Source organism: Acinetobacter sp. NPDC052428, from assembly GCF_044547685.1.
Lineage (GTDB): Bacteria > Pseudomonadota > Gammaproteobacteria > Pseudomonadales > Moraxellaceae > Acinetobacter > Acinetobacter lwoffii_G.
Genome location: NZ_JBIUAT010000002.1, coordinates 198,063 through 216,271, shown reverse-complemented (window position 1 = coordinate 216,271; position 18,209 = coordinate 198,063). Strand labels below are relative to the sequence as shown.

Below are 18,209 nucleotides of genomic sequence, written 5' to 3'. Positions count from 1 at the left end.
CATAAGTGACTAGGAAAAGCATCTGCTTTCACGCTAAAATTGAAGCACTTCTGTTGAAGTTGTTAAAAAAGATATATTTTTTCATCTTAAAAACCCGCAAAATAAATCCCCTCAGAAGTCCTGTGGTTTTGGTCAGTAAAATTAGGAGCAGCTATGTCCAAGAATGGCTTTGGTCAAATGTATCGCAAGCTTTCAAGTAAGTTACTTGATCTTGTGGTTACCCCTCATGTTCTTGGGGAAGTACCAAGTGAAGTGACAGCGCCTGAATCTGATCAGACTGTAACAGAATCGCAAAAACTGGTCTGCTACGTTTTACAGAACCATTCGCGTAGTAATGCACTGGTGGTCGATGCAGAAACGCGCCGCTTAAAATTACCGGCTGCACTTGATCCAATGCAACTCGGGAACAACAAGGAAAAAGCATCGTTGTTGTTTTTACAGCATCATGATGAAAATAATTTGCTGAGCTCACCACCGCATGCTTTCCCGCCGCGCCTGTTACGCCTGATTGAAATTCTGGAGCAACATCCTGAACTGGATGTCGAACTGGTACCGGTAACAGTACTTTGGGGACGTGAACCTGAGAAAGAAGATTCCTGGTTTAAACTTTTATTTACCGACACCTGGTCTACACCAAGCCGGGTCAAGCAACTGGTCAATATCGGCCTACATGGTCGCCAGTCTTATTTAGAGTTTCATGAACCGCAGTCTTTACGTGCCTTGATTAACTTTGCCAAAGAGACACATCCAAATTCAGCACCGGCAACCTATATTGTCAGCACTTTAAATGATTATCTGGATGGTCAGCGTGAAGTCATTCTCGGGCCGGATCTGTCCGACCGCCGTAATGTCATGCATGGCCTGATTAAGTCACCAGATGTGCAAGCAGCGATTCGCAATGACAGTATTCGTAGCAAAATCTCGATGCTGGAATCTGAACGTCGTGCCATTGGTTATCTGAACGAAATCGTTTCCGATTATTCTCATTCGACTGTACGTTTTGCCGATAAAGCTCTGACCCGCTTATGGACGCAACTCTATGACGGCGTAGAAGTACATAATTTCAGTACCGTGCGTGAACTGGCCAAAGATTATGAGATTGTCTATACCCCATGTCACCGCAGTCACATCGACTATTTGTTATTGTCTTATGTGATCTATCGTCGTGGCTTGATGGTGCCGTATATCGCTGCGGGCGATAACCTGAACATGCCTTTTGTGGGTCAGATTTTACGTGGTGGCGGTGCCTTCTTTATCCGCCGTACTTTCCGTGGCAATGCGCTCTATACCACAGTCTTTAAAGAATATTTATATAGCGTTCTATCACGCAATACCCCACTGGAATACTTTATCGAAGGTGGTCGTTCACGTACTGGTCGTTTGCTACCCCCAAAAACCGGGATGCTGGCGATGACCGTGCATGGTCATTTACGCGGCAAAGCCAAACCAATTGTCTTTGTACCGACCTATATCGGTTATGAACGCCTGATGGAAGGCGGCACTTATGTCGGTGAGATGAGCGGCAAGCCGAAAGAAGCCGAATCTATTTTTGGTATTGTCAAAACCCTGCGCAAAATTGAACGCATTTTCGGTAAAGTGCATCTGAATTTTGGTGAGCCGGTATTTCTGGATGACATCCTGAAACAGCATGGCGCAGAAAATATTAAAATTGAAAAGAACGATGATCCAATTCCACAAGCAGTTTCTGATGCAGTAAACAGCTCTGCGCAAGCGATTCTGGAAAATATCAACCGTGCAGTGGTGATCAATCCGGTATCGCTATTATCGTTGATCCTGTTGGCGACACCGAAACATACGCTGGATGAAGAAATCTGTATCAAGCAGCTGGATACTTATCGTACCCTGCTGGCGGCATTACCTTATGATGAACGGATGGAAGTTACACCGCTTTCAGGCAAAGAAATTATTGCCTATGCAATGAAGCTGAAACTGATCAAGCGGGTAAAACATGTGCTGGGCGATATCATTGCCATTGAAGATAATCAGGCAGTTTTGCTGACTTATTTCCGTAACAATATCGTGCATTCCTTTGTGCTTCCGTCATTGATTGCAGCACTGGCTGAACACAATGGAACGATTCGCCGTGATGATGTCGTCAACATCAGCAGCACCCTGTACCCATTCCTAAAAGCAGAGCTGTTTTTAAAATGGCAGGAAGAGGAAATTCAGGGTCAGGTGAATGCGCATATTGATAGCTTAATTGCCTCAAAACTGATTACACAAGATGGTGAAAACCTGATTGCCCCTGCACCAAATACTGAAGCGCATCATCAGCTCGAAGTTCTGGCTGCCCCAGTGACCCAAAGTCTGGAACGTTATTACATGACTTTGGCCCTGATTACCCAGCGTGGTTCAGGCAATATCTCGACCCGTCAGGTGGAAGAACTCAGTTATCTGGTGGGGCAGCGCCTGTCTGTGCTGTACGAGTTCAATTCGCCTGAGTTTTTCGATAAAGCCCTGTTCCAAAGCTTCATTAAAGTCCTAACCCAAAAAGGTTATCTATGTACCAATGAAGACAATGCGATTGTTTTTGATGAACAGCTGACCAATGTAGCGCAATATGCGGATCTAGTACTGGATGAAGTGAAGTTGCAGATGCTACATCACATCACCGATTTTACGGATGAAGAACTGAAAGAAGCTTTGGATGCAGTTGCGGCTGAACAAGCCAAGAAACGCGCGAAGCGGAAGAAGAAGTAAATTTAAATTAAATACCAAGAGAGGCTAAGGCCTCTCTTTTTTATTTTAGAATTTATAAGAAGTGAAAATTGGGAAGCTAATGCCGTTATTTAAATAGGAATATTCCCTCTCCTGAGTAAGTTTTAAAGCACGGCTTTTAAAACGAAGCGCAAGTGAGGGTTAGGGAGAGGTAGTTTGAAAAAGCCCTCCTCCTAACCTCCTCCCAAAGGGAGGAAGAACCTCAATCTACAGAATTTATTCTTTCCATTAACTCCAAATAATCCTTATAACAATCTGGATGCTCTAACTCAAATCCCATTTTCTGCATTCGGGTCGCATAAAGCTTTTTACCCGTGACCTCCTCGCTTTCTACTTGCAGCAAAGAAAGTCCTAGCTGCTGTTGGAACCATTGCAATATTTCATGCATTAATTTCGGCTGGTTGTCGGTCACAATATATGACTTTTCAGGATGTTCCACGTGAATCATCTGTGATAAGAAACGTGATAAATCTTCAATATGAATCCGGTTGGACCAGTGCAGATTAGGATAACTCGTCATCGAGGCGGCCATTTTCTGCAGGCGTATTACTGAAGTACCGTAAATGCCGCTCGGACGAATGATGGTACATTGCTCAGGATAAGCAGTGAAATAAGCCTGCTCCATCTGCTGCAAGATTTTGCCCTGAGTATCATTCGGGTGAATTTCAGTTTCGTCATCTACGATTTCACCGGAATTTTGTCCATACACTCGTGTCGATGAAACTACTACAATCCGTTTCACCGGATGCTGTTTCAAGGCAGCCACAATAGGTTGAACCGAATCCAGATAAGTTTGCTGATAGCCTTCAACCGTACTTTGTTTGGGACTAAGTAATACATAGACCCAGTCAATCGGTGCAACTGCAGTTAAATCCAGCTGATGCACATCCTGAATCAGATGAGTTGCGAATGAATCTGTTTTGGGACTCTGGCTAATTGTGCTAATTTGATGACCTTGCTCAAATAGTTGTTTAGCCACACGTCGGGATGTTTTACCATAACCGATAAATAAAATATGCATTGAGCACCGAATCACAAATCTGGTTGAGGGGACATGGCTGCAGTCCATCAGTTACAAGGCGTTGGCAATGCCGCCGCTGCATTACTCGAAAAACTAAATATCTTCAATACTGATGATTTGCTTTTTCATCTACCACGTGACTATGAAGACCGTAGCACGATCATTCCCATGAATCAATTAAGCGTGGGACGCAGCTATCTGCTGGAAGGCATCGTCAAAGGGGTAGATTTTCCACCTGGCAAACGCAAATCCATGGCTGTGCTGCTAGATGATGATTTTGGCAAAGTCACTTTACGTTTTTATCATATTTATAAAGGCATTACCGACCGCTGCAAACTGGGTAACCGTTTAAGAATTTTTGGTGAAGTGCGGGTTGGTGCGCGCGGTTTGGAAATGTATCATCCCGAGCTGCAAGTCATTACTGAGGACACACCTTTACCTCAAACCCAGCTTACGGCGATTTATCCGGCGACTGAAGGCCTGACCCAGCCCAAAATACGGGATTATATTCAGCAGGCCCTGGCTCAATACAGCGATCATCTGCCTGAACTGCTGCCAGCAAAATTTAGCAATGGTTATGCGCTGAAACAAGCACTGGAATATATCCATCACCCGCCAGTCAATGCCAATATGCTGCAGCTGGCACAAGGCTCGCATCCTGCACAGCAACGCCTGATTTTTGAAGAGCTGGTAGCACATCAGATCAGCTTATTGACCCGGCGTGCCTTTATTCAGCAGGTCGAAGCACCTTCTTTTGTACCAAGTAAAACCTATGCCAAACAGCTTTTAGCCGGTCTGGCTTTTGAAATGACCGGTGCGCAAAAACGTGTATCCAGAGAAATTGCGCAGGATTTAAAAACCAATAAGCCAATGTTGCGTCTGGTTCAAGGCGATGTCGGTGCGGGTAAAACCCTGGTGGCTGGTGTCGCAGCTTGCCATGCACTGGAAGAAGGCTGGCAAGTAGCGTTAATGGCACCGACCGAGATTCTGGCCGAGCAGCATTATCTGAACTTTAAACGCTGGTTTGAACCTTTAGGCTTAAATGTAGCCTGGTTGTCCGGCAAACAAAAAGGCAAAGCTCGTGCCGCAGCGGAACAGGTGATTCGGGATGGGAGTGCTCATCTGGTCATCGGTACCCATGCCCTGTTTCAGGAAAATGTCGAGTTTGCCAAACTGGGTCTGGTGATTATTGATGAACAGCACCGCTTTGGTGTAGATCAACGTCTTGCTCTGCGCAATAAAGGTCTGGATGGTATGTCACCGCATCAACTGGTGATGACTGCGACACCCATTCCACGCACCCTGGCCATGTCGGCCTATGGTGATCTGGATACCTCGGTGATTGACGAGCTGCCGCCGGGTCGTACCCCGATTCAGACCGTGACCATTCCATTGGACCGGCGTGAAGAAGTCTTACAAAGGATTGCCAGTAACTGTGCCGAAGGTAAGCAGGCCTACTGGGTCTGCACCCTGGTAGAACAATCCGAAACCTTAGATGCCCAAGCTGCCGAAGCTACCTTTGCTGAAATCCGCGAGCGCTTTCCTGAGCTGAATATCGGACTAGTACATGGCAAGATGAAAGCCGATGAAAAACAGGCGGTAATGCAGCAGTTTAAAAACAATGAATTACAGCTGCTGATTGCCACCACCGTAATTGAGGTCGGCGTGGATGTTCCGAATGCATCCATTATGGTGATTGAAAATGCCGAGCGTCTGGGTCTATCTCAATTGCATCAGCTACGCGGTCGAGTTGGTCGTGGTGCCAAAGCCAGCTTCTGTGCCCTACTGTATAAACATCCGCTCTCGAAAAATGGTCAGGAACGTTTAAGAATCATGCGCGAAACCAATGATGGTTTTATGATTGCCGAAAAAGACTTGGAATTGCGTGGCCCAGGTGAGCTGCTCGGGACCAAACAGACTGGCGACATGAATTTCCGTGTGGCCAAACTGGAACGGGATGATCACCTGCTCAATCAGGCACATTATGTGGCTCAACAGATGCTCAAGGATTATCCCGATCAGGCTGAGGCATTATTGCAACGCTGGCTACCGGAAGCACCGCGCTATGCCTATGTTTAAATTACTGGAACATGGAAAATTCTGGCTGACCCGCTTGCAGCCCTGCCAGCTCTGTCTGACCGATCATCAGGCCATTCATTCAGTCTGTGAAGATTGCTGGCGACAATTACCCTGGACACATCAAACCATTCAACGGCAGGAAATGCAGTTCCAGATTGCCTGCGACTATGCCTATCCGATGGATCGTTTGATTCAACTGTTTAAATATGAACAGAAATTGCATTTGCAAAATTTACTGGCCGGTGCGCTGTTAAGTTTAGACCTGCCTAAAGTCAGTGCGATAGTACCGATGCCGATCTCAAATGAGCGTCTGGCCGAGCGCGGTTATAATCAATCTCTGGTACTGGCCAAACATATGGCAAAACAGCTGAATGTACCCATCTGGCAACCGATTACCCGACTAAAACAACATTCACAGAAAGGTCTAAGCCGACTGGAGCGGATTGAAGACATCCAGTCGCAATTCCAGATCAGCACCATTTCCAAGCTGCGGTATCGTCGGGTGCTGATTATTGATGATGTGGTAACGACCGGTAGCTCGATTCGGGCACTGAGCCAAACACTTGAACAACTGGGTTGTCAAAAAATTTATGCAGCCTGTCTGGCAGGCGCACAAATCTGAAAATTTAAGCTTGGGCAAGTAACTGCGACTTCACCCAAGGAATCACAATTTCAGTGGTCAAAGGTGCCAGTCGTACCTCTTTTTCATCCAGATTCACCCATTTCATTTCAGCAATTTCCGCTTCAATTTTTGGTGCTTGATCCAGACTTACCCAATAGACATAACTCACCAGTTGATGATCAGGCTCATTGGCAGTCTGGGTTTCAAAACGCCCAATGAATTGCTGAATCTGTGCCTGTGTGCCAATTTCTTCCTGAATTTCACGCAACATCGTTGCTTCTGGTGCTTCATTTGGCTCCAGCTTGCCACCAACCTGCATAAAGCAGGACGTTCCTTTTTTGCGAACCACCAGCAGTTGCTGCGCTTCATTTAAAATAATGGCTGCAGCCACCGTAATCACTTTCATTTATTTTCTACAAATCATGCTGTGGACAGCTTATTTTACAAGATCGGTCTGATCGACCATACCCCATTTCGCTTCGGGCGACTGATAACTTTCAAATTGGCGCAGAATATCATCCAGATTATCACTCACAATTAAAGCATCACTAAAGCGCGCTTTGGTAAAACCTTTCTCAGTCGTCATATGGATAAATTTGAGTAAATCATCATAGAAACCATCGACATTTAAAAAAGCACAAGGCTTTTTATGAATTCCTAACTGTGCCCAGGTCCATTGTTCAAAAATTTCTTCCAGCGTTCCTGCACCACCCGGAATGGCAATAAATCCCTGTGCCAGTTCCGACATACGGGTTTTACGTTCATGCATATTATCGACCACAAATAGCTCGGTAATATGCGGATGCGCCAGTTCACGATTGACCAGCTGTCTTGGAATTACACCAATCACCTTGCCACCAGCAGCCAAAGCACTATCAGCAATAATGCCCATTAAACCGGAGCGACCACCGCCATAGACTAGCGTCTGATGCCTTGCTGCCAAGGTCTGGCCAACCTTTTCGGCAATCTGGGCATAGAGAGGATCTGAGCCCAGTGCTGAACCACAAAAAATTGCGATAGAATTCATCATTTCACTCTCCAATTGACGCTATATTGTACGAAATCGCTGCAAGCGCGTTTTTTCCAAAAATAACTGCTTAATATCAGTGTTTTTATTCAATTCCTTGTCTAAAATACACCCATTCCAATTCACATACTGCGCCAGGGAGAAAAGACAGCATGCTTGAAGCCTTTTACGCCACAGAGCGCGGTAGCTTAGAAGATATCACGATTAACGGTGATTTCGACCTGCATCCAGATTTAGTATGGCTTGATCTGATTGCACCTTCACAAGAAGAGCAGCAATGGATTCTAGATGCCTATGCGCAAAACTTACCGACCTTAAAATCGCTGGAAGATATTTCCTCGAGTGCCCGATTTTACCGTGATGATGACGGTATTTTGCATATCAGTACCTATTTTTTAACCAAAAATAAAAACTATCAGGTCGAGAACGAAAACGAAGATGAATCCAGTATGCTGGCGACGGTACAAACTGTGGCATTTATTCTGCATAAGGACCGTCTGTTTACCTTGCGTGGCGAAAAGCTGGTGGCCTTTCGTGCCTTCCGTGCCCGTGCGCGCCGCAATGATTATGAAATCGATTATAAAGATCCAACCTGGATTTTATTGGGTTTGCTCGAAGCCAAACTGGATGAACTGGCCGATATTCTGGAAGATGTCCATAAAGATTTAGAGAAATATTCAACTGAAGTGTTGAATAACCGCCATCGTGAGCAAATTCTTGATCTGGATGACATGATTACCCGACTAGCTCAATTGGAAGATATGCTCGGTAAAGCGCAGCTCTGTCTGATCGATTTACGTCGTGTACTAACCTTCCTGTCTCGTCCACGCGCCTTGGGCAGTCATATTTATGATGCGGATATCCGAGAACTCAGTGAAGATGTACGCTCGCTGGTTGAACATGATGCCTTTCTGTTCCAGAAAGTGCGCTTCCTGCTCGATACCACGTCCGGATTCATTAACACGGAACAGAACGATACGATTCGTCGATTCTCGATCTTGCCAAGTATGCTTGCGCCACCGATGCTAATTGCCAGTATTTATGGGATGAATACCGAAGTCCTGCCTTTTGCACAAGGCACCATGAGCTTTATTATGGTCAGTATTATTTTAATCGGCTTTTTGATTGGGCCATTGATTTACTTTAGATGGAAGAAGTGGATTTAGAATCCCTCCTAACCTCCCTTTTCAAAAGGGAGGGATTTTCCCCTCTCCTGTCAGGAGAGGGTTAGGGAGAGGTTTCTTCATTAGATGTCCCTTTCTAAATCCCACTTGCTCTTTAGATTTAAAGCGAAGTGCAAGAAATGCCTGTATTTAATTCATATCTATTTACTCCCTCCTCAACTTCTCTTTAAAAAGTGAAGAAAATTCCCCTCCTTTTCCAAAGGAGGGGTTAGGGGAGGATTTTTAAAAACCCTCTCTCTAACTCTCTCCCTCAGGGAGAGAGGACGTGCAATCCATATTTAGATCTATTTGATTTTAATTATTTCTTAAAATTTAATCATAATAAAAAAAGCACCTTTCGGTGCTTTTTTTTATTTACTGAATGATCTGTAAATCATCCTGTAAATGACAGGCCTGAATGATATTCATCATTTTAGCAGGGACAGCTTTAAACTGTAGTCCTTGCGCTTGAGGCGTCTGGCGCAACCAGCGCACCAATACTGCCAAAGCCAAAGTACTGCCACTTTCAAGCCCAGCCAGATTAACCACAAGCGGAAACTTGGTCTGCGACTGAACCACACGCAGACCATCTAAGTAATAGTCCTGCGCATTGGCATAGTCAATCTTGCCTGAAACCTGCAATTCCTGATCCTTGAATACAATCACGGCTCACCTATCTGATTATTTCTTGTCGATTGCAGCTTCTGCATCCGGTTTGAAGTTAGCAATAGCTTTATCTATGTTACCGCCATTACGTTTTACTGTCGCAGCAAACTGGTTACGGAATTGCAAACCTAGATCAATACCCGATACATTGATGTTGCGGATTTTCCATTGTGAACCTTTGTCCACCAGCTGGAACGCCACCGGAATTTTCTCGCCTTTATTATTAAAGTCGATGGTTACGACAGGGTTTTTGCTATTGCTGGCCTTGTATGGACGCACGCTATAGGTCTGATTGCTGAACTTGGAAAATGCAGAACCATAATTTTCAATGAGCGTTTCACGGAAATTCTTTTCAAACTGTGCGCGCTGTGCAGCAGTACTATACTGGTTCGTCGCATAAGTCCCCATCACAATACGCGTGAAAGACTGTGAATCAATGTAGGGATCCAGATTCTGGCGCACAATCGCTTTTACCAGCGCTGGATTGTTCTGCAATTTTGCGTTATCAGCTTTGAGGCGCTCAATCAAACCATCTGCCACTTTTTTAATAAAAGCAGGTGGTGCTTCAGACGGTGCAGCAAACACTGTACCAGCAACCATTGTTGAAAGAATGCTTGCTGCAAGCGTTTGTTTTACTAAAGTCTTCACTGAAATCTCCTCAATCTATTATTCAACAAATGCAGGTTCTGCATCAGTCGATTCTGAAACTGTCGCCTGTTCTGGGGCAGTTTCTTGACTATCCGACGATTTACCGGCACCGCCAGTAATAAACTTCGTCACTAAATCTTCAATTTCCATGGTGCCTTGGGTATTGGCAATCTGATCACCGCGTTTTAAATAGTTCAGACCACCACCTGGAATAATTTTCAGGTATTTTTCACCCAATAACCCATTGGTCGCTACCATAATATAAGCATCCTCATCAATATTGGTGATGGATTTCATGTTAGCTAACAGTTGTTTTTCCATGTCTTTTTGTTGCTCAGGTGCAGCCGCAGTATAGTCCGAACTATAACGCAACTCTTCCAGTGCTTCCTGCTGAACCTGCTTTAACTGTTCAGTATTAAACGAAGTCAATGAGCCATCCAAGGTCATATGTACGGTCGCCAGACGCGTCACTGGATCCAGGGTAATGTCATCCACCTGCCCCACTTTCACACCACTCAATGCCACTTTGGCACGTGGCTTGATCCCATTTACATTTTCAAAAGTCGCTGTCATTTTATAGCTGTCGGAAATATTATGTCCGACCAGACCACTGACACGCATTGCCAGGAAAAATAAGGCAATACCAAACAAAATAACAAAAACACCAACGGCCAGCTCACTAGTACGTGATTTCATTAAACACCTCCGAACATGACCGCAGTCAACACAAAGTCAAAGCCTAAAACGCACAGCGAAGAATACACGACTGTACGTGTTGTAGAAGTTGCAATACCTTCCGATGTCGGGACACAGGCATAGCCTTGATATACCGCAATCCAGGTACAAATTAATGCGAATACAAAACTTTTAATAATGGTGCCATTCAAGACATCTTTATAGAATTGCACGCTGCTTTCCATGCCGCTCCAATAAGCGCCTTCATCGGCACCCAAGAAATCCACCCCGACCATTTTACCGCCCATAATGCCAACTGCGGCAAAGATGACCGAAAGCATTGGCAAGCTAAAAATCCCTGCCCAAAGACGTGGCGAAATCACCCGCTTCAATGGATCGACACCGATCATTTCCATACTGGACAATTGCTCAGTGGCTTTCATCAGGCCAATTTCAGCAGTCAAGGCCGAACCGGCACGTCCTGCAAACAGCAAAGCGGCGACCACAGGTGCCAGCTCACGCAGCAAGGTCAGCGCGACCGCTGTTCCTAGCATCGACTCACTACCAAAGGTCGACAAGATGCTAAACATCTGCAAACCAAGCACAGACCCGATAAACAGGCCAGAAACCACAATAATCAGCAGGGACAATACCCCAACCCGATACATCTGATAAACAAACAGCTTTACTCCAAGCCAGGTCGGCATGGAAAATAAAATCTGCAATAGCATCAGGGTCGCGACCCCAATCCCCTGTACACGTTCAATAACGCGTCTACCTAATGCGGCAATTGCATTCATGAACGAACCTCATCACTTAAATAAGCTTGATGACTAAACTGATAATCCACCGGACCTTCTACCGAACCAGTCAGAAATTGCTGTACAAAAGCAGACGGATGCGCTTTTAGTTCTGCCGGTGTGCCCTCACCCTGAATTTTGCCTTCTGCCACCACATAGATGTAGTCCGCAATCGATAAAGTTTCTGCAACATCATGCGAGACAATAATCGTGGTTAAGTCCAGTGCTTCACGTAATGAACGGATCAGACGAGTCAAAACGCCCATCACAATCGGATCTTGTCCGGCAAACGGTTCATCGTACATGATCAGCTCAGGATCCAGCGCAATCGCACGGGCCAAAGCCACACGCCGGTTCATACCACCGGATAGTTCAGACGGCATCATCTGTTCTGCACCACGTAAACCGACTGATTCCAGTTTCAGTGCCACGATTTCCTTAATCAGATGTTCCGGCAATTTGGTATGTGCCCGAATCGGAAATGCGACATTTTCATACACGCTCATATCGGTAAACAAAGCACCGCTCTGAAACAACATACCCATCCGTGCACGTGCTGAAAAAAGTTCGGAACGTGACATCGTGGCAATATCTTTGCCGTCCAATAAAACCTGACCGTGCTCAGGAACCAGCTGCCCACCGATCAGTCTTAATAAGGTGGTTTTACCGGTACCGGATGGCCCCATAATGGCGGTAATCTGCCCACGACGAATATTTAAACTCACGTCGTCATAAATCACGCGCCCACCCCGCTTGAAGCTCAGATTCTTGACTTCAATCAGAGATTGAGTATCTCGCGCTGTTTGATTTTTCATAGCTGAGTTTATTCCTGCATTTTTTCAGCATGCATACTATAAAGGAACGAAGTTCAAAATGTTAGCAGTTGAAAAAGGTGGTTTAATATCATTAAAAAATGACAATAATAGATTATTTCGTATTTTTTATAATAAAAATATGTACTTAAGCTTAAGTCAGGTACATTGATTAATTAAAAAGACTGTATAAATAATAGATAATATTACATAAAATCAAAGTCAATGCGATATATGGCATATACACCTCTATCAATTGAGATCGAAGAGCTAAGCTTTTCATATTAATAGTTATCATAACCCTGACAAAATATGATTTAGTAGACATTTTACGTTAAAAAGCAAAAAACTCAATGCATAAAAAAAACCGGTATTTCTACCGGTTTTTTTATCTTCATCTAGCGACTGAATTAGTCGTTAAATTTACGACGTGGACGATCTTCGCCACCGAACGAACGTTCACCACGTGGCTTGTCATCAAAGTTGCGACGTACTGGACGATCACCGAAATCACGCTTTGGACGGTCATCACCGAATGAACGCGCTGGACGATCACCGAAACCACCTTCACGACGTGGAGCAGGACGATCACCAAAATCACGTTTTGGACGATCACCATAACCGCCTTCACGAGCTGGTTTGTAATCTACACGGTTGCCACGGTTGTCATCATTAGAGCGAGGACGGTCACCAAAACCACCTTCACGACGTGGAGCTGGACGATCACCGAAGTCACGCTTTGGACGGTCATCAAACGAACGTTGTGGACGGTCACCGAAACCGCCTTCACGACGTGGAGCTGGACGATCACCAAAATCACGCTTTGGACGGTCATCAAACGAACGTTGTGGACGATCACCGAAACCGCCTTCACGACGTGGAGCTGGACGATCACCGAAGTCACGACGTGGACGATCTTCGCCACCGAACGCTGGACGTTCGCCACGAGGTTTGTCATCAAAGCTACGACGTGGACGATCATCACCGCCTTCACGACGTTTGAAGTTGCTTTCGCCTTCAAAACGGCTACGACCACCGCCATCACGACCACGACCACCGCCGAAACCGCCACGACCACGACCACCACCATCACGACCACGACCGCCGCCATCACGACTACCGCGTGCAGGAGGTGGAGATGGCTCAAGACCTTCAATTTCAGATACGTTCAGACGCGCATCAAGGAAGTCTTCCAAAGCACGGATTTTACCGCGTTCACGGTAAGTCGCTAAAGTAATTGCTTTACCAGTACGACCCGCACGACCTGTACGACCGATACGGTGTACATAGTCTTCGTTCTTCATTGGAAGACCGAAGTTGATGACGTGTGAAATTGTTGGTACGTCAAGACCACGCGCTGCAACGTCAGTTGCAACCAGAATCTTCGCACGACCTTCACGGATGCTGCGTAAACGACGGTTACGAACAGTTTGTGGCATAGCACCGTGAAGCGCTACAACTGATAGACCTGCTTCAGCAAGTTCTTCAGCCAACATATCTGTGTCTTCTTGAGTTGACGCAAATACAACTGCTTGATCAACGTCTTCTTCGCTCAACCAGTGAGTAAGAAGTTTTTTCTTGTGCTCGAAACCGTCAGTCCAATGCAAAGTCTGAGTAATATCAGTATTTGTAGAGTGACCAGTTTCGATCGAAATACGCATTGGATCATTCATCATGCGTTCAGCAAGTGTAATGATACGTGGTGCAAAAGTCGCAGAGAACATAAGAGTTTGTTTGCGGTTTGCAGCCAATTCACCAATTGCTTCTAAGTCTTCAGAGAAACCTAGGTCAAGCATACGGTCAGCTTCATCGACGATTAACGCGTCAACTTTATCCAATTTGATTTGACGACGATTCACCAAGTCAAGTAGACGACCTGGAGTTGCAACAACAACTTGTGCGCCTTTTAACTGTTGAATTTGCTTACCAAAAGGCATGCCGCCCATGATTGCCGCAATACGCACGCCTTTCATGTGACGTACAAATGCAATTGCGTCTTGACATACCTGTTGTGCCAATTCACGAGTCGGTGAAATCACCAAAATATTCGGTTGAGTAACCGCTTTCATGCGGTCTTTAAACGGTACTAATGTATCTTGGTTTGCCAACGCATTTAACGTAGGAAGTAAGAATGCAGCAGTTTTACCAGAACCTGTTTGGCTTGACACAAGAAGGTCTTTGCCTTCAAGCGCAGCTGGAATCGCTTGTTCTTGTACAGGAGTAGGAGTAGTAAAGCCTAAAGCGTCGAGAGCCTGGGTTAGAGATTCGTCGAGGGAAAAATCAGCAAAAGTTTTGCTCATAGAGAGTATTCACCCTGAAGTGGGTGCTCCATTTAATAAATAACAATTATGGACATCGGCAAAAAGCGGCACAGCAAATAATGCTGAAAATATTAGGATTCAGCAGCGATCCGAGTAACGACGATGTGGATATAACGCACGCATGATTACGGCCGCAAACCTGAAGGAATCGCTTAAGCGATTGGGGCGCGAAGGATATGTCCTCTCTATGGACAGCACGCGCATACAATGATTAGAAGATAGTGTTCAGGTAAAGAACAGAAATTAAGTGCGTGGCGGAATTATAGCAGAATATTCCACAATGTCATTAAGTTTTAAAACTAATTTTCCTTATTCATAATTTATCTATATATTTCTAACACTTAAAATATAACAAAAAATGTAACAGGCGGTATAAAAAGTCACTTTTCGCTAATTCACCTGATATTTCCAGTATTCAAGCAAACATCAATAACCCCGCACCAGTCTCTGGCGACTTAAATTTCCATGCATAAAAAAGGCATCCCGAAGGACGCCTTTTCTCAATATTAGATCTGATTCATCTAAACCCGATTATTTTGCTGCTTCGCCCCAAGCAGGAACAACTGCTTGCATTAAAGGCTTAAGCATTTTCATTGAACAAGCCAAAACTTGACCATTTTCCATAGAGTCGCTACCACCACGTGCATCAACTACAGTACCGCCTGCTTCTTTCACGATCAATTCGCCAGCTGCGATATCCCACGGCTTTAAACCAAGTTCGAAATAACCATCGAAACGACCTGCAGCAACATAGGCTAAATCCAATGCTGCAGAACCTGAACGACGATATTGCGCGCCAGCTTCAGTTACGTTTAATAGGGTTTGAAAATGGTTCTTGGCATAAGACACAACTTCGCCATTACGCTTGGCACGATAAGCGTGACCAACAGCCATAAAGGTATTTTCCAGGCTGTCTTTAACATTCACACGAATACGGCGCTGGTTCATCATGGCACCACGACCACGACTGGCAGAGAATAGCTCATCTTTCACAGGGTCATAAATCACCCCGTGTTGAGTAATGCCTTTGTGCTGAACTGCGATAGAGATACAGAAATGCGGGAAACCGTTAATGAAGTTTAAAGTACCATCTAGCGGATCGATCACCCAACACCAATCGGCGTCATGACCTTTACCTTCCTGATAGCCAAACTCTTCACCAAGGAAACTGTGATTTTTATAGCTTTTACGTAGGGTATCGATGGTCAACTGTTCCAAATAACGATCTACACGCGTTACCGGACCATCAATTCCTTTTTCTTCGACTTGTAGATCGAGTTTATGACGATTCTGATGCGCTTTTAAAAGCTCTTGACCAACTAACTGAGCCGCACGCGCAGCCATCACCACCATAGGTTCCATTGAACACCCACTACAAATTTGAAGACACTGATAAAGAATAATGCATAAAAGCCCCGATATCTTAGCAAATATCGGGGCTTTTTTGGGAAAAATGTGTCTAAAATTTTTAAGAACTTATGACAAAACGCTTTGTCCGAGGCTAGACCAAGCCTGATTGATCGATTTTTCAATGCCTTGCGCATCCAGACCTGCTTGCTGCAACATCTGTGCATGGGTCGCTTGCGCCATAAATGTATCATCCAAACCCAAATTCAGCATCGGTTTGACAATCTGTGCTTCTGCCAGATATTCATTCACGGCACTACCCGCACCACCCATCACCGCATGTTCTTCTACCGTCACAAACAGACTGGTGCTTAAAGCGAGATCATCCAGCATTTGGGTATCCAGTGGTTTAACAAAACGCATGTTGACCACACGCACGCCAATTTCATGTTTCATGGCAAATGCTTCAGCTGCATCGACTGCGGACTGTACCCGGCTACCAAAGGCCAGTACAGAAATATATTCGTCATATTGTCCATTAAAGCTGGCCACAATTTCCGCCTGACCGATTGGAATCTCGATCATTTTTTGCTGAATCTCGACGCCCAGTCCATTGCCACGCGGATAACGTACCGCTGCCGGCCCTGGATACAAATACGCTGTATGCAACATTTGACGGCATTCATTTTCGTCTTTTGGCGCCATGATCACGATATTCGGAATAGTACGCATATAGGCATAGTCATATGCACCGGCATGCGTCGGGCCATCTTCACCGACCAGACCAGCACGATCAATACCGAAAGTAACATCCAGATTCTGCAAAGCCACGTCATGTACCAGTTGATCATAACCACGTTGCAGGAAAGTCGAATAAATCGCGACGACCGGCTTTAAGCCTTCACAGGCCATACCGGCAGCCAAGGTAACTGCATGCTGTTCGGCAATCGCCACATCAAAGAAACGTTCCGGATATTCTTTGGCAAATTTGACCATGCCTGAGCCTTCGCACATGGCCGGTGTGATCGCAAGTAAGCGCGAGTCTTGTGCCGCTTCATCGCAAAGCCATTGTCCAAATACATCCGAATATTTCGGCGCAGTATTGCTGGCAGCAACGGCATTAAGTTTGCTAATCGCGTGATACTTAATTTGATCCGATTCTGCCGGAGCAAAGCCTTTGCCTTTTTTGGTATAGATATGAATCAGGCGTGGGCCTTTACGCTTTTTCAGCGCATTAAAGACGTGCACCAGCTGTTTGACATCATGACCATCGTACGGGCCAAAATAGTCAAAGCCAATGGCTTGGAATAAGTTATCTGCGGCATCGGTCGCTGCACTGTGCAAACGCGAGTTATACAACCATTCCGGATGTGGCTGTACATATGCCTCACCCTGCTCGGTAACATTAACGAACTCACCGCGCTCCCAAATGGCAGCCAGATGTTTGGCAAAACCACCGGTACTGCAAGAAATCGACATATCATTATCGTTCAGCACCACCATCAGATCAGCACTGTGTGCCACGGCATCATTCAAGGCTTCAAAAGCCATACCTGCCGTCATGGCTCCATCGCCAATAATCGACACAACTTCACACGGATTATTCTGGTAACGACGTGCCAGCGCCATCCCTAGGCCAGCAGAAATCGCCGTCGAAGAATGCCCTACCCCGAAGGTATCAAATTCAGATTCTTCACGAGCCGGAAATGCAGCCAGACCATCTTTGGCACGAATGGTGGTGAGCTGTTCACGACGACCAGTCAACACTTTATGCGGATAGGCCTGATGACCCACATCCCAGATCAGGCGATCATGTGGCGTATTAAAGCAATAGTGTAAGGCCACTGTGAGCTCAATCACACCGAGGTTGGCACCAAAATGTCCGCCACTTTGCCCGGCAGCATACAAAATGAATTGACGTAACTCATCCGCCACTTGCTCTAGCTGGCTTTGCTCGAGTGCACGCAGTTGCTCAGGATGATTGATCGCATCAAGCAACGGTGTTACAGGGCGTTGAGTTGGGATTTCTGTATACAGCATATTATGGCAAAGCCTTCTAAAGCCTGGCAAATCTAAAGCTAGGTCAATGGGGAGTACCCGATCATATAGCTGAATTGTAGCAGCTTCAATTCAGCTACGCTTCTAGCGATGCAATATTAAACAATGATCTCGTCGGGGTGAAAAAATTGCAGCCTACGATTATCCTGAATAATCTTACTATTTATCAACTATTATCGTTCGCTTTCTACAAAAAAGAAAATCTATTGCAGAATTTCGACTTTGCAATTC

Annotated in this window: 15 protein-coding genes; 4 read left to right on the top strand and 11 right to left on the bottom strand. The window is 45.4% G+C overall.

Annotated elements, in window-relative coordinates; all coding sequences use genetic code 11:
• Positions 1-153: 153 nt before the first annotated feature.
• Positions 154-2,721: a glycerol-3-phosphate 1-O-acyltransferase PlsB gene (gene plsB, locus ACIG3F_RS02765; RefSeq protein ID WP_396469306.1), complete on the top strand. Its 2,568-nt coding sequence runs from the start codon at positions 154-156 to the stop codon at positions 2,719-2,721.
• A 220-nt stretch (positions 2,722-2,941) separates the two neighbouring features.
• On the opposite strand, the gene ACIG3F_RS02760 is transcribed toward plsB, so the two are convergent.
• Positions 2,942-3,760 carry an NAD(P)H-binding protein gene (locus ACIG3F_RS02760; protein WP_396469304.1) on the bottom strand — a complete coding sequence of 273 codons (819 nt, stop codon included), beginning with the start codon at positions 3,758-3,760 and terminating at the stop codon, positions 2,942-2,944.
• A 33-nt stretch (positions 3,761-3,793) separates the two neighbouring features.
• Between ACIG3F_RS02760 and recG the strand changes: the two genes are divergently transcribed.
• Both recG and ACIG3F_RS02750 read left to right on the top strand, forming a co-directional pair.
• On the top strand, positions 3,794-5,839 hold the full coding sequence (recG, locus tag ACIG3F_RS02755; protein ID WP_396469302.1) for an ATP-dependent DNA helicase RecG: 2,046 nt from the start codon (positions 3,794-3,796) through the stop codon (positions 5,837-5,839).
• Positions 5,826-6,461 carry a ComF family protein gene (locus ACIG3F_RS02750; RefSeq protein WP_396469300.1) on the top strand — a complete coding sequence of 212 codons (636 nt, stop codon included), beginning with the start codon at positions 5,826-5,828 and terminating at the stop codon, positions 6,459-6,461. The genes recG and ACIG3F_RS02750 overlap by 14 nt, the downstream gene beginning before the upstream one ends.
• Positions 6,462-6,465: 4 nt before the next feature.
• On the opposite strand, the gene ACIG3F_RS02745 is transcribed toward ACIG3F_RS02750, so the two are convergent.
• Positions 6,466-6,867 carry an NUDIX domain-containing protein gene (locus ACIG3F_RS02745; protein WP_396469298.1) on the bottom strand — a complete coding sequence of 134 codons (402 nt, stop codon included), beginning with the start codon at positions 6,865-6,867 and terminating at the stop codon, positions 6,466-6,468.
• 30 nt (positions 6,868-6,897) lie between these two features.
• Positions 6,898-7,488 carry a TIGR00730 family Rossman fold protein gene (locus ACIG3F_RS02740; protein WP_005249879.1) on the bottom strand — a complete coding sequence of 197 codons (591 nt, stop codon included), beginning with the start codon at positions 7,486-7,488 and terminating at the stop codon, positions 6,898-6,900.
• Positions 7,489-7,640: 152 nt separating this feature from the next.
• Here ACIG3F_RS02740 and ACIG3F_RS02735 point away from each other — a divergent pair, with 152 nt between their 5' ends.
• Positions 7,641-8,654, top strand: coding sequence for a CorA family divalent cation transporter (locus ACIG3F_RS02735; protein WP_005248226.1), 1,014 nt, complete (start codon positions 7,641-7,643; stop codon positions 8,652-8,654).
• A 372-nt stretch (positions 8,655-9,026) separates the two neighbouring features.
• Here ACIG3F_RS02735 and ACIG3F_RS02730 read toward each other — a convergent pair whose 3' ends face one another.
• The 8 genes from ACIG3F_RS02730 to dxs form a co-directional block, all read right to left on the bottom strand.
• Positions 9,027-9,317 carry an STAS domain-containing protein gene (locus ACIG3F_RS02730; protein WP_004645036.1) on the bottom strand — a complete coding sequence of 97 codons (291 nt, stop codon included), beginning with the start codon at positions 9,315-9,317 and terminating at the stop codon, positions 9,027-9,029.
• Between the two features lie 15 nt (positions 9,318-9,332).
• Positions 9,333-9,965: a phospholipid-binding protein MlaC gene (locus ACIG3F_RS02725; RefSeq protein WP_005249877.1), complete on the bottom strand. Its 633-nt coding sequence runs from the start codon at positions 9,963-9,965 to the stop codon at positions 9,333-9,335.
• Positions 9,966-9,983: 18 nt separating this feature from the next.
• Positions 9,984-10,661 (bottom strand): outer membrane lipid asymmetry maintenance protein MlaD, encoded by a 678-nt coding sequence (locus ACIG3F_RS02720; RefSeq protein ID WP_396469295.1) that lies wholly within the window; start codon positions 10,659-10,661, stop codon positions 9,984-9,986.
• Positions 10,661-11,440 carry a lipid asymmetry maintenance ABC transporter permease subunit MlaE gene (mlaE, locus tag ACIG3F_RS02715; RefSeq protein WP_004645033.1) on the bottom strand — a complete coding sequence of 260 codons (780 nt, stop codon included), beginning with the start codon at positions 11,438-11,440 and terminating at the stop codon, positions 10,661-10,663. The genes ACIG3F_RS02720 and mlaE overlap by 1 nt, the downstream gene beginning before the upstream one ends.
• The gene (locus ACIG3F_RS02710; RefSeq protein WP_396469293.1) at positions 11,437-12,255 is read right to left on the bottom strand and encodes an ABC transporter ATP-binding protein; all 819 of its coding nucleotides are present in this window, start codon (positions 12,253-12,255) and stop codon (positions 11,437-11,439) included. Before ACIG3F_RS02710 ends, mlaE begins: the two co-directional genes overlap by 4 nt.
• Before the next feature lie 407 nt (positions 12,256-12,662).
• The gene (locus ACIG3F_RS02705) at positions 12,663-14,552 is read right to left on the bottom strand and encodes a DEAD/DEAH box helicase (RefSeq protein WP_253146375.1); all 1,890 of its coding nucleotides are present in this window, start codon (positions 14,550-14,552) and stop codon (positions 12,663-12,665) included.
• A 552-nt stretch (positions 14,553-15,104) separates the two neighbouring features.
• Positions 15,105-15,935 (bottom strand): inositol monophosphatase family protein, encoded by an 831-nt coding sequence (locus tag ACIG3F_RS02700; protein ID WP_004281534.1) that lies wholly within the window; start codon positions 15,933-15,935, stop codon positions 15,105-15,107.
• Positions 15,936-16,049: 114 nt separating this feature from the next.
• Positions 16,050-17,960, bottom strand: a complete 1,911-nt coding sequence (gene dxs, locus ACIG3F_RS02695; RefSeq protein ID WP_396469291.1) for a 1-deoxy-D-xylulose-5-phosphate synthase — start codon at positions 17,958-17,960, stop codon at positions 16,050-16,052.
• Between the last annotated feature and the right edge of the window lie 249 nt (positions 17,961-18,209).